This window comes from Actinomyces sp. zg328 (genome assembly GCF_009829635.1).
GTDB classification, from domain to species: domain Bacteria; phylum Actinomycetota; class Actinomycetes; order Actinomycetales; family Actinomycetaceae; genus Actinomyces; species Actinomyces marmotae.
Genome location: NZ_VWPE01000012.1, coordinates 14,720 through 27,851, shown reverse-complemented (window position 1 = coordinate 27,851; position 13,132 = coordinate 14,720). Strand labels below are relative to the sequence as shown.

The window sequence follows — 13,132 nt, the reverse complement described above, 5'->3', positions numbered from 1 at the left end:
GATGAGGTGTCAAGACCCTGCTCACATGGAGGGAGCCTCGGGCGCCGGGAGGGCGCCGGGGCGCCCGGAGGGTGCCGGGGCGCGCGTCCCGTGGGGGAGCCGGGCGCCGGTGTGGCAGGATTCCCCCGGCGGACGACGAGCGCATGGGGGAGGAGCGGGCATGGAGGCCACCGCTGCCGCGGGACCGGCATCGAGGGTGCTCCTGCGCTTGGCGGCCGCCGGTCCCCGGACCCGCACGGACCTGGCCGATCATCTCGGCCTGTCGGCGCCCACGCTCTCCCGCGCCGTGCGCCCGCTGATCGAGGACGGCCTGCTCCTGGAGGATGAGCCGTCCGCGCCGACCGCCGCTGAGGCCGGGCGCCCTGCCAAACGCCTGCGCCTCGCGCCCCGCGCCGCCGCGCTGCTCGGCATCAAGCTCACTGCCAAGGACCTTTACGCCCAGGTCATCGACCCGCTCGGCTCTCCGCTCGTCGAGGTTTCCGAGCCCCTGGCCGCGCGGGATCCGGACGGCGTCGTCGAGCAGATCGCAGGGCTCTCCCGGCGCATCGAGCGCTCCACCGGGATGGCGCTGTCCGGCATCGGGCTGTCGCTGGGGGCCAGCGTGGTGGATGGCACCACCATCGCAGTCGCCCCCTTCCTGGGGTGGCGGGATGAGCCCATCGGGGAGCGGCTGCGGGAGGCCACCGGGCTCGACGCCATCGTGGCCAATGATGTGCGCGCCTTCACCCACGCCGAGGCCTGGTTCGGGCTCGGCCACGGCGTCGATCCCTTCGCCCTGCTCACCATCGGAGCGGGGATCGGCTGCGGCCTCGTCATCGGGGGGCGCACGATCGCCGGGGCTCACGGCGCCGCCGGCAGCATCGGCCATCTTCCCCTGCGTGAGGAGGGCCCGGCCTGCGAGATGGGCCACGTGGGCTGCGCCCGGGCGCTCGCGGCCGCGCCGGGCATTGCCCACCAGGCCTCGGAGGTGCTCGGGCACCATGTGTCCCCGGAGGAGATCGTCGGGCCCGCGGGGCTCACCGAACTCGCCCGCGATCCCCAGCTGGCGGGCGTCCTCGAGGCCGCCTCCGACGCCGCCGGGAGGATTGTCGGCTCGATCGTGGCCCTCGTCGATCCTGAACTCGTCGTGGTCTCCGGGGAGTCGGTGGGGCTCGTTGAGGCGCACCGGCAGGTCTTCGACGCCGCCGTGGAGAGATCCCGCCACTGGTCCGCGCCGCCGCCGCGCATCCTCACCCGTTCCTTCTCCTTCGGCGAGTGGGCGCGTGGCGCCGCCGCTCTGGCCATCGAGCCGTGGACCCGCGCGGTTGAGGCCGGCCTGAGGGGCTCCAGCGCCTAGACTGCCTGGCGATGACTGCCACGATGACCACTCCGATGAGCGCCGCCGACGCGCGCGCCCCGCGCACCTACCACGTGCGCACTCTCGGCTGCCAGATGAACGTCCACGACTCCGAGCGCATGGCCGGGCTCCTCGAGGCCGCGGGCTACGTGAGCGCGGACGACGTCCCCGCCGCCGCGGCCCGCGCCACTGAGGCCGGCGACGGCGGCGCGGATGTTGTCATTGTCAACACCTGCTCTGTGCGAGAGAACGCCGCCACGCGCCTGTTCGGCAATCTCGGCCAGCTGGCCGCCGTCAAGCGCGAGCGCCCCGGGATGCAGATCGCCGTCGCCGGGTGCCTCGCCCAGCAGATGGGACAGGGGATCGTGGACAGGGCGCCGTGGGTCGACGTCGTCTTCGGCACCCACAACCTTGACGCTCTGCCGGCCCTGCTCGAGCGCGCCCGCCACAACGCGGCGGCCGCCGTCGAGATCGAGGAGTCCCTCAAGGTCTTCCCCTCCACCCTGCCCACCCGCCGCGAGTCCGCCTACGCCGCCTGGGTCTCCATTGCCGTGGGCTGCAACAACACATGCACCTTCTGCATCGTGCCCTCCCTGCGCGGCAAGCAGCGCGACCGCCGACCCGGGGAGGTCCTGGCCGAGATCGAGGCGGTCGCGAACCAGGGCGCCATCGAGGTCACGCTGCTGGGCCAGAACGTCAACTCCTACGGGGTCGGCTTCGGGGACCGCGGCGCCTTCGCCAAGCTGCTGCGCGCCGCGGGGGGAGTCGAGGGCATCGAGCGGGTGCGCTTCACCAGCCCCCACCCGGCGGCCTTCACCGACGACGTCATCGAGGCCATGGCCTCCACCCCCGCCGTCATGCCCAGCCTCCACATGCCGCTGCAATCCGGATCCGACCGCGTCCTTCGCGCCATGCGCCGCTCCTACCGCTCCGAGCGGTTCCTCAGGATCCTTCAGCGCGTGCGCGCCGCCATGCCCGAGGCGGCCATCACCACCGACATCATCGTCGGCTTCCCCGGGGAGACGGAGGAGGACTTCCAGGCCACGCTCGACATCGTCGAGGAGGCCCGCTTCGCCTCCGCCTTCACCTTCGAGTACTCCCCGCGCCCCGGAACGCCCGCGGCGGACCTGGAGCCCGTGCCCGCCGAGGTGGTTAAGGACCGCTACCGCCGCCTGGACGAGCTCGTGCGGCGCATCACCCATGAGGAGAACATGGCCCAGGAGGGCCGGGTGATCGAGGTTCTCGTGGCCGAGGGCGAGGGGCGGCGCGACGCCGTCACCGCCCGCGTCTCGGGGCGCGCCGCGGACAACCGCCTCGTCCACGCCGCCCTGCCCGCCGGGCTGTCCGCTCACGACTACGCGCAGGGAGCGCCCCGGCCCGGGGATATGGTGACCGTACGTGTCACCCATGGCGCGCCCCACAACCTCATCGCCGACTCCGCCCTGTGCGGGCGGGCGCTGAGCGAGGTCGAGCGCGCCGCCGGGGAGGCCCGCTCCGCCGGGGATCGCGCCTGGTACGACGACGGGCCCTCCCTGTTCGAGGTGCGCCGCACCCGCGCCGGCGACGCCTGGGAGCGCCGCCAGGCCCAGGCCCATGCCGCGCCGGAGTCTGACACCGCCCCGGTGAGCCTGGGACTGCCCACCCTGCGCGTGGGCGCGTCAGGACCCGCTCGCTGAGGAGGCGGCGGTCCAGATCGGGACGGGACCGCGAGGCCGTCTTCGTGGTCTCCGGATCCTTGCGGCCCCGGTGCCTGTGACAAGGGGCCACTCGTCCAGACCTAGGACGAACTCTTCCCCATTGCGGCCCCGGTGCCTGTGGCAAGGGGCCACTCGTCCAGACCTAGGACGAACTCTTCCCCATTGCGGCCCCGGTGCCTGTGGCAAGGGAGTCTCCTCAGGGGCCGTCGCTCGGAGACGAGCGCGAGGATCGCCGCGGCAATGATGATCGCCATGACGATCCTGCTCTGGGAGACGCGCTCATGGGGGCGTGCCGGGGCTCTCATGGCACGCGGATCAATCGCGTGCGCGCAGCCATAGCCTCGGCGAGCGAGGGAGCCGCACTGACCGGTGCGCATTGCGCCGACTGGTGCGGATTGCGCCGACTGGTGCGGGGAACACCGACTGGTGCGGGGAGGACGCACCGCTGGGTGTGGATGGCTCCGCTCGGGGTGGATGGCTCCGCTGGGTGCAGATGGCACTGCTCGGTGCGGATGGCGCCGACTGGTGCGCATTGCGCCGACTGGTGCGGGGAGGACGCACCGCTGGGTGCAGATGGCTCCGCTGGGTGTGGATGGCTCCGCTCGGGGTGGATGGCGCCGCTGGGTGCGGATGGCACTGACCGGTGCGGATTGCGCCGACTGGTGCGCATTGCGCCGACTGGTGCGGGGAGGACGCACCGCTGGGTGCAGATGGCTCCGCTCGGGGTGGATGGCTCCGCTGGGTGTGGATGGCTCCGCTCGGGGTGGATGGCACCGCTGGGTGCGGATGGCTCCGCTCGGGGAGGACGCACCGCCAGCCGCGGATACCCCCGCCGGCCGCTTGCGGCGCGACCGGCTGGTCAGGCGGTGAACAGCGAGCCGGGCAGGCCCCGGGAGACCTCCGCGCTCCCGTCAGCGCGCAGGACGGCGCACTCGAAGCGCAGGCCCGAGGCTGCCAGCTCCTCCGGGCGAGTGAGGAAAAGCGCGGTGGATAGCCCGTCCGCGGCAGCGCAGGTCTTGGCGATCGCCCAGGTCGCCGTCATCCGGGCCGCCGGCCTGCCGGTGAGGCCGTCGAGGATGTGATGCAGGCCGTCGCCCCACGCCCGACGACTGGTCCCCGAGCCGGCCACCGCGCCGCGCGCGATCTCCACGGCGCCGACCACGCGGGTGCTATCGGCGGGATCCTCCAGCCCGATCCTCACCGGCTCGTCGGCATGGACGAGCACGTCCCCGCCGGCGTCGACGACGAAGTCCTCCACACCCGATTCCAGGAGCAGCGCCCCCACGAGGTCTGCGAGGAATCCCTTGCCGACCGCGCCCACATCCACCAGTGCGGGGCGCTTGAGGATGAGCGCGTCCCCCTCGTGATGGGCGAGCTCCCCCCACGTTCCCCGGCCCGGCGGGCCCAGGTTCGTCACCGACCCGGCGCGCACGGTGAAGGAGTAGGCGGGGTCGTAGCCGAGGGCGACCAGGTCAGCGCCCACCAGCGGATCGATCCGGCCCCCGGTGGCGGCGTGAAGGCGGTCGTACAGGTCCAGCATGGCCCCTGCCCCCTCCGGCAGCTCCAGGCGGATCGGCCCGCCGCCGAGCCTCCCGTCCGCGGCTCGGCTGATGAGGGAGTCGGCGCGGAACCTCGACCACGTGCTCTCGAATCCCTCGACCAGCGATATGACGCCCCGGCGCGCCTGGTGGGGAAGTGGGTCACGGCTGCGGATCGACCACACGGAGCCCGTGGCCGAGAAGACCCAGGCCCCGGGCCCCGTCATGCCCGGTCCGGGCCTCTCAGGGAGCTGCTCGGCGGACGATCGCGACATATCAGACATCCTAGATGAATTGACCTTCGCTCGAAGGTGAGCCTACCCTGCGTGACGAAGGTCTAATTTGTGAAGAAACCATGCGCGAGGTCGGTCGACGGCCCCGGCGACGTCGAAGGATCCGCCTCATGCTCCTGCCCCCCGGCCCTCCCCATGGCAGCGCCATGCTCCTGCCCGCGAGTCATCGGGATGCTCCGAGCGCGGCTCCCGCCCGCCTGGTGGCCGCCCTGATCGCGGCACTGCTGATGCCCCTGCTGATCTCCTCGCTGACCTCCTCCCTCGCGCCGGCGGCCGCCGCCCCGGCCCGCGAGGCCACAGCCCCGACCGACTACTCGACCTGGTCCGAGGTCGCCGGCGCCGTGGGGGCGAAGATCGACTCCGCTCTGGCCGATTACTCCTCCGGCAACACCACCGGGGCGGCCGCCGACTTCCAGAGCGCGCTCAGCTTCGACTACGTGGCCTCCAACATCGGGGAGGTCATCTCGGCGCGCATCGGGCAGGACGCGGCCGCCGAGCACCAGAGCGCCTTCGCCACCCTGAAGAAGAACGCCCTGGTGAAGGGCAACGACGACTCCCTCGCCGCGGGCTCCGCCGCCCTCAAGGCCTCCATCGCACAGGCGGCGACGACTCTTGACGCGATGAGCGACCTCGCCGGCCCCCGTGACTACGCCGCCGCCAAGACGGCCACCATCCAGGCGCAGCGCGAGCAGATCCAGGCCAGCAAGAAGCAGGTCAACTCCGGGCGCGGCGAGCGCTCCTGGGCCGAGGTGGCCCAGGAGATGAGTGCCCTCATCCAGGAGGGCGTCTCCAAGGCCAGGGCGGGCGACGGCGAGGGCGGCGCCGAGAGGGTCAACAAGGCCTACTACGGCTACTACGAGAAGCTCGGCTTCGAGAAGACCGTGCTGACGGCGATCTCGGGGGATCGTGTCTCCAAGGTCGAGCACCAGTTCAAGGTGGTCCGCAAGACCATGCTCGCCGGCGAGGACCCGTCCGCCGCCGCGGCTGAGCTCATCTCCATGATCAGCGAGGACGCCGCGGTGCTCGACGGAGGGGCGGCGGCATCGGTCAACCCCGTCAAGGCCTTCTTCACCAGCTCCTTCGGCCAGGCGCTCCTCATCCTGCTGCGAGAGGGTCTCGAGGCCATCCTCGTCGTCGCCGCCATCATCGCCTATCTCCTCAAGGCCGGGATGAAGGACCGGGTCAAGCACATCTACGCCGGCATCGTGCTCGCCCTCATCGCCAGCGGGATCGTGGCGGTCCTGTTCAACCTCCTCTACGACTCCGCCTCCTCCCACCAGGAGATCCTTGAGGGCGTGGTCGCGCTGGTCGCCATGCTCATGCTGCTCGGGACATCCAACTGGATGCTCTCCAAATCCTCGGTGGCGTCTTGGAACGCCTACATCAAGGACCGCACCCGGGCCTCGGTCTCCAACGGCGGCTTCTGGGCCCTGGCCATGCTCTCCTTCCTCGCGGTCTTCCGCGAGGGGGCCGAGACCGTCCTCTTCTACCAGGCGCTGTTCGCCATTGACCCGTCCGGCTCAGCCTCCATCTGGCAGGGATTCGCCGTGGGGGCAGCCATCCTCGTCGTCGTCTTCCTCCTCATCCGCTACACCAGCGTGAGGATCCCGCTGCGCCCGTTCTTCGCCATCACGAGCGCGCTCATGGCTGTCCTCGTGGTCGTCTTCGCCGGAGGGGGCGTGCACGCCCTCATCGAGGGGGATGTCGTCCCCGCCACCTACCTGCCCGGCTGGCCCACCCACGACTTCCTCGGCCTCTACCCCTATCGGGAGACCCTCGCGGCTCAGGCGGTCATGGGCGGGATCGTCATCGGCCTGGCGGTCGCATCCGTCATCAAGCGCCGACGCGAGGATCGGGCCAGAGTCGCCGCCGAGGGAGCGGATGGCGATGAGACCGCCCGCACCCCTTGAGGGGAGACCCTCCCATCATGCTCCCCGGGTGATGCCCGGGGCCACAGGGCGCCACCGGCGCCGAATCCCGCACCCTGAGAACATTAGGAGCATCCCATGCGCACCAAGACCGCACTGACCCGCCGCGGCGCGATCGCCGTCGCGGCCACTATCTCAATGGCAGGAGCCCTGGCGGCCTGCGGCTCCGACAAGGAGGCCGCCTCCTCGGGCTCGTCGGCGAAGGCCTCCGGCGGCGCGGCGTCCAAGGACGCGGCCTCCAAGGACGCGGCCGCGGACTCCGGAGCCGGTTTCGAGGAGTACCCAGTCGGCTCGGATAAGCAGATCGAGGAGCAGGCAAACGTCGCCGTCGTCTACTTCCAGCCCGTGGACATGAAGCCCGCCGGCATGGCTCTGGAGGCCGCCAAGGCCAACTTCCACCTCGAGGCCGACATCTCCGCCCTGGAGTCCAACACCCTGGGCTACGGCTCCGGCGACTTCATCCCGGGCCTGACCGTCGACTATGAGATCACGGACAAGGCGACGGGCGCCGTGGCCAACAACGGCCAGGCCAAGGGCACCTTCATGCAGATGAACGCCTCGGATGGCCCTCACTACGGTGCCAACATCGCCCTGCCCGACGCCGGGCAGTACGTCCTCAAGCTCACCGTCCACAGCCCCGCCGAGAACGGCTGGGTCCTCCACTCCGACCCCGAGACCGGCGTCAAGGGCGACTTCTGGACGGTCCCCGCCGAGCTCAGCTGGGACTGGGACTACACCCCCATGGAGTGGTGAGGGCCGTGGCCGGGTAGCGGGGGAGTCGCGCGCGGGGGAGTCCCGGCGCGCGTCAGTCAGACCCCTCCTGGCGCGCGCCGCCCCTCCCGCCCCTCCGCCCCCGGGCCCCGCCCATTCATCGCCCTCTTCCGCGCAACGATCGAAGGATCCCCCATGCTCGAGCGCTTCGCCGCCGTCGTCGGCGGGATGACCCTGCCGTTCCTGCTCTACGCCGCGCTCGCCGTCGTCCTCGTCCCGCCGCGTCCCGAGGGGTGGCCCCTGACTAGCCGGGCCCGCCTGGGCGCCTCCGCGCTCGGCCTGGGCGCCGGAATCGTCTTCGCCTGGCTGCGGGCCTCGGCGGCGATCACCTCGCGCACGGCCGTCAACATCCCCGCCGTGGCCGCCACCGTCATCGCCGATGGGATCCTGCTCATCGTCCTGGCGGCCCTCGTCATCCGCCCCCGATGGGGGCATAGCGGATGGACGGCCGTGGTGGCCAACGCCTCCGCCTGCGCCGTCCTCGCCCTGGCCTTCTTCCGCGCCGTCCCCGAGATGATCCTCCAGCTCACCGCCTTCATCAAGCCGGGGGAGGAGGTCCTCTCCTCGCAGATGCTGCTGCGGATCCTCGGCTTCTCCGTCGGCTGGGCGGCGGTGGGAGTCCTGGCCTTCATCTACTACAGGGCCGCCCGCCGCGCCCCCGTCCCCCTGGCCCGGACCGCCGTCCTCGTCCTCGTCGCCATCGTCGCCCTCCTTCACGCGACCACCCTGGCGCGCATGCTCCACTCCACCAGGCGCGCCAGGCTCAGCGGCAAGGCCTTCCGGGCGATGATCTGGGTGACGAACAACGACGAGGGCGTCATCCTCATCGCCGCCGCCGCGGTGCTGCTCATCCCCATGGTCGTCGCCTTCCTGGCGACCCTGCGCAGGATCCCCGAGCAGGGCAACCCGGCCCTGCGCCGCCGGGAGATCGCGGGGCGGCGCCGCACCAGGCGCTGGGTGATCGCCTCCGGGGCGGGGCTGGCCGCCCTCGTGGCCACCCGGACCGTCCTGGTCAGGATCATCAACGAGGTTCCGACGCTCTCCGATCCCGAGCCCTACACCGTCAGCGAGGGCGCGGCCCGCATCGACCTCGCCAAGATCGCGGATGGCCACCTCCACCGCTACGCCTACACCGCGGCCAAGGGCACCGAGGTCCGATTCCTCGTGATCCTCAAGAACGGCGGCTCCTACGGCGTGGGCCTGGACGCCTGCATCTCCTGCGGACCGGCCGGGTACTACGAGAAGGACGGCAAGGTGATCTGCAAGCGCTGCGATGTGGCCATCAACCCCGCGACCATCGGCTTCAAGGGAGGGTGCAACCCCATCCCGATCGACTTCACCGTCGACGGCGGTTCTCTCACCATCACCACCGATGCCCTTGAGGCCTCCGCCGAGGTCTTCGCATGAGGCCGTCGCCCGACGCCCTCGATGCCCCCGCCACCGCCATCCGGGAAGGAATGGGCTGATGCTCCTCATGCGCATCATCCATCGCTCGTTCACGCGCCAGCCCCTCAGGCGCGGCCTCATCGCCCTGACCGTGGCGCTGTCGACCGCGATCAGCGTGGCGATGCTCGGCGTCGTCCTCGACGTCGGGGACAAGTTGAACGCCGAGCTGACCGCCTACGGGTCGAACATCGTCGTGGCCCCCAAGGCCGATGCCGTCGTGTCCAGCCTCTATGAGACCTCGGGGGAGCAAGAGGCCACCTCCTACCTGCGTGAGGACGAGCTGCCCAAGATCAAGACGGTCTTCTGGGCTTACAACATCGTCGACTTCGCCCCGCTGCTCAACAGCCGCGCCCAGGTCTCGGCCAGCGGCTCCGGCGCCTCCAACTCCATGACCGTGACGGGCACCTGGTTCAACAAGGAGCTCGCCCTGCCCACCGGCGAGAGCACCGAGGCGGGATTGACCACCATGCGCTCGTGGTGGAAGCTCACTGGCTCCTGGCCCCGCGACGACGCCGACGAGGCGATCATCGGCGCCACGGCGGCCTCCGAGCTCGGGGTGTCCACCGGCGACACCCTCACCCTCACCACGGCGACGGGGAGCCGCGACCTCACCATCACCGGCGTCTACACCTCCGGCGATGCCGACGACTCGCGCATCCACGCCCCCCTCGATCTCGTCCAGGGGCTCAGCGGGCATGAGGGGCAGGTCGCTAAAATCGAGGTCAAGGCCCTGACCACCCCCGAGAACGAGCTCAGCCGCAAGGCCGCGGCCAATCCCAAGTTGCTGTCCCCCGCGGACTGGGAGACCTGGTACTGCACCGCCTACCCCTCCTCGATCGCCTACCAGATCAGCGAGGTCATCACCGGTTCCGTGGCCAAGCAGGTCCGGCAGGTCGCCGCCGTCGAGGGCAACGTCCTGCAGAAGACGCAGGCCCTCATGATCCTCATGACCGTCCTCAGCCTGGTGGCGGCCGCGCTCGCCACCGCCTCCCTGACCACCGCCTCCCTGGTGGAGCGCACTGGTGAGTTCGCCCTCCTCAAGGCCATCGGGGCCTCATCGGCCTCGGTGAACAGACTGATACTGGGGGAGACCGCCGTCGTGGGGGTCATCGGCCTTCTCGCGGGCAGCGCCCTGGGAACGGGGCTGGCGCAGATCATCGGGAAGGTCGTCTTCGACTCGGGGATCACCATGCGCCCCATGGTGTTCGTCATCGTCGCGGTGCTCGTCGCGCTCGTGCTCGTCGCCGCCACCGCCTCCTCGATGCGGGCGATCCTGCGGATACAGCCCGCCACGGCCCTGCACAGGAGATGAGCCCGATGACCGCGACTCCCACGACGCCCGCGCCCTCCCCGAGCCCGGCGCGATCCGGGACCGATCGCCGTGCCCCGAGGCGCATGACGAACCGGAGGATGTTCGCCACGATGCTCATCGGCGCCATGTCGCGCCGGCGCTCGCGCGCGCTCACGGCGATCCTGTCCTCCGCCGTCGGCGCGGCGACCCTGTTCTGCCTGGCCGCCATCTGCCTGGCGGTCCCGGCCCAGGTCAGCGCGCAGATCCGCCAGTTCGGGGCCAATCTCATCGTCGTGCCCATCTCCGAGAAGGGGGCGGCCCACAGGGTCTCGGACGCCGATGCGCAGGCGATCACCGCCGCGGCGGCCCGGGCCAGCGGGACCCCCGAGTCCGCGCTGCGCACGGCCGCCTACCGCTATGAGACGGTGCGCATCAACAAGTCGCCGCATCTCGCCGCCGGCATCGACGTCGACGCCGTGCGCGCGCTCAACGGCCACTGGGAGATCCAGGGGGAGTGGCCCACCTCGGGCAGGGTCCTGGTCGGCAAGGACATCGCCGACTCGGCGGGGTTGTCGGTCGGCTCGGTCCTGACCGTCGACTACCTGTCCAGCGACAGCCTCTCCCTGACGGGAGGCGCGGCCCCGAGCGCCCCCGCCCCGCACTCGACCCACGGCTCGCACTCGACCCACGGCTCTCATGCCCACGGCTCCCACGCCGATGGCTCGCATGCCCACGGCTCCCACGCCGATGGCTCGCATGCCCACGGCTCCCATTCCCAGGCCTCCTCCGGGGTTTCCAGGGAGTGGCGGGTGGCCGGGATCGTCGACACCGGTGGCGAGGAGGATGACATCATCTATGCCACCAGCGCCGACATCGACGATCTCACCGGCCAGTCCAAGCCCGGCTACGACGTCATCGAGATGTCCGTGAGCACCGACTCCACGGATATGGCCACGATCGCCGATTCGATCCAGGCCAGCGCCGACGGTGTCCGCGCCCAGCCGGTGGCCAAGATGACCGCGGGCACCGCCCGCATCATCACCATGCTCGACACCCTGTTCTGGGTGGTCTGCCTCATCGTGCTCGCCCTGACCCTCATGGGGGTCTCCACCACCATGACCGTCATCGTCGCGGAGCGGCGCAACGAGATCGGCCTGCGCAAGGCCCTGGGGGCCACGGGGCGCGCCATCTCGATGGAGTTCTACTCCGAGGCCGCCATCCTCGGGCTCATCGGCGGCGCGCTCGGGATGGCGGCCGGCCATGGCCTGGCCCAGGCCGTGAGCACCAGCGTCTTCGACGCCCCGATCCCGTTCTCCTGGTGGCTGGCCTCTCTGTGCGTCGCCCTCACGGCGCTCGTGGCCATCATCGCCTCCATCGCCCCGGTGCGCAGCGCCTCGCGCATCGATCCCGCCGTCGTCCTGAGAGAGGAATGACATGCTGCTCACGCTCTCGAACGTCTACAAGACCTACGGGGACCTCCACGCCCTGGAGGACCTCAGCCTCACCGTTGAGCGGGGGGAGTGGCTCTCGATCGTCGGCTCATCGGGCTCGGGCAAGACCACGCTCATGAACATCATCGGCTGCATGGACACCCCCACCCGGGGCGCGGTCACCCTCGATGGGCGCGAGCTCGGCCGCCTGAGCGCCTCCCAGCTCACCGACATCCGCAAGAACGTGATCGGGCTGGTCTTCCAGCAGTTCCACCTCATCCCGCACCTGACCGCCATCGAGAACGTCATGGTGGCGCAGTACTACCACTCCATGACCGATGAGAAGGAGGCCATGGCGGCGCTCGACGGCGTGGGCCTGGCCGATCGCGCCAAGCACCTGCCCTCCCAGCTCTCCGGCGGCGAGCAGCAGCGCGTGTGCATCGCGCGGGCCCTCATCAACCACCCCGAGATCGTGCTGGCCGATGAGCCCACCGGGAACCTCGACGAGGCCAACGAGCAACTGGTGCTCGACATCTTCGCCCGCCTCCACGCCGAGGGCACCACGCTCATCGTCGTCACCCATGATGCCCATGTCGCCTCCTGCGGCCAGCGACAGATCCTGCTCAACCACGGGCGCCTCGTGGGGGAGAGGATCAACGGCGACGGGGCACGCAGCGGCCGCAGGGCATCGGACATGCTGGACTTCGCCTCCGACGGCGCCGAGCGCCATGATGGGGAGGATCATGATGGCACCGGCCAGCACGACCGCGACCAGGAGGGTGAGGACGAATGATGAGCGCGCGCGCACGGGGGGACGACGGGAGCGGCGGGAGCGCCGGAGCGGCCCGGAGGGCGCTGTCCCTGACCGGCGCCGCCATGGCGGCGCTCTCCCTGGCCGCCTGCGGCGGCAATGACACCGCCCCGGGCCAGGGCGAGTACGCCGGCCGGGCCCAGGGGGCGGGGCAGGGGCCCATGGCCCGGACGGGGGCGCCGACGAGCGCCTCCGCCCCGCCGGCCTCCCCCACGGCCGGCCCCTACGCGGACGGCTCCTACCGGGACACCCAGGCCTACAGGGGCGTGGATGAGCTGCCCGCCGATGAGTCCATCGACGTCTCCGTGACCCTGAGCGACGGCGCGATCACGGATGTCACGGTCACCGGGCACGCGGGCAACGCCACCTCGGAGAATTTCATCCGGGGCTTCACCTCCAGGATCAAGGGCGCCGTCGTCGGCAAGAGCATCGAGCAGGCGCATGTGACCGCGCTTGCCGGGGCCTCCAAGACCTCCGCCGCCTTCAACGCGGCGATCGACGCCATCGCGGAGCAGGCTCGTGGCTAGCCTTCTGCCGACGGCGGATCGCCCCGCGCCCGGGTTACCCCGCGCCGTGGTGGGGCGGCTAGGC

10 protein-coding genes are annotated in these 13,132 nt (G+C 71.1%); 9 read left to right on the top strand and 1 reads right to left on the bottom strand.

Annotated elements, in window-relative coordinates:
- The first annotated feature begins 160 nt into the window (after positions 1-160).
- Entirely contained in the window at positions 161-1,336 is a 1,176-nt protein-coding gene (locus GVV75_RS06505; protein WP_159814007.1) for an ROK family transcriptional regulator, read from the top strand.
- A gap of 11 nt (positions 1,337-1,347) precedes the next feature.
- Positions 1,348-3,012, top strand: a complete 1,665-nt coding sequence (gene miaB / locus GVV75_RS06500; protein WP_159814004.1) for a tRNA (N6-isopentenyl adenosine(37)-C2)-methylthiotransferase MiaB — start codon at positions 1,348-1,350, stop codon at positions 3,010-3,012.
- 880 nt (positions 3,013-3,892) lie between these two features.
- Here miaB and GVV75_RS06495 read toward each other — a convergent pair.
- Entirely contained in the window at positions 3,893-4,846 is a 954-nt protein-coding gene (locus GVV75_RS06495) for an FAD:protein FMN transferase (RefSeq protein WP_159814002.1), read from the bottom strand.
- Positions 4,847-4,974: 128 nt separating this feature from the next.
- On the opposite strand from GVV75_RS06495, the gene GVV75_RS06490 reads away from it, so the two are divergent.
- The 7 genes from GVV75_RS06490 to GVV75_RS06460 all read left to right on the top strand — a co-directional run bounded on the left by GVV75_RS06490 (position 4,975) and on the right by GVV75_RS06460 (position 13,068).
- Positions 4,975-6,774, top strand: coding sequence for an FTR1 family iron permease (locus GVV75_RS06490; RefSeq protein ID WP_236266084.1), 1,800 nt, complete (start codon positions 4,975-4,977; stop codon positions 6,772-6,774).
- Between the two features lie 96 nt (positions 6,775-6,870).
- Positions 6,871-7,545: an iron transporter gene (locus tag GVV75_RS06485; RefSeq protein WP_159523924.1), complete on the top strand. Its 675-nt coding sequence runs from the start codon at positions 6,871-6,873 to the stop codon at positions 7,543-7,545.
- A 153-nt stretch (positions 7,546-7,698) separates the two neighbouring features.
- Positions 7,699-8,970 carry a DUF2318 domain-containing protein gene (locus GVV75_RS06480; RefSeq protein WP_159814000.1) on the top strand — a complete coding sequence of 424 codons (1,272 nt, stop codon included), beginning with the start codon at positions 7,699-7,701 and terminating at the stop codon, positions 8,968-8,970.
- 58 nt (positions 8,971-9,028) lie between these two features.
- A complete protein-coding gene (locus GVV75_RS06475; protein ID WP_159813998.1) occupies positions 9,029-10,321 on the top strand; it encodes an ABC transporter permease in 1,293 nt (430 codons plus the stop codon).
- Between the two features lie 83 nt (positions 10,322-10,404).
- A complete protein-coding gene (locus GVV75_RS10455; RefSeq protein ID WP_159813996.1) occupies positions 10,405-11,733 on the top strand; it encodes an FtsX-like permease family protein in 1,329 nt (442 codons plus the stop codon).
- 1 nt (position 11,734) lies between these two features.
- The gene (locus GVV75_RS06465; protein ID WP_159717858.1) at positions 11,735-12,523 is read left to right on the top strand and encodes an ABC transporter ATP-binding protein; all 789 of its coding nucleotides are present in this window, start codon (positions 11,735-11,737) and stop codon (positions 12,521-12,523) included.
- A complete protein-coding gene (locus GVV75_RS06460) occupies positions 12,523-13,068 on the top strand; it encodes an FMN-binding protein (protein ID WP_159813994.1) in 546 nt (181 codons plus the stop codon). The genes GVV75_RS06465 and GVV75_RS06460 overlap by 1 nt, the downstream gene beginning before the upstream one ends.
- Positions 13,069-13,132 lie beyond the last annotated feature (64 nt).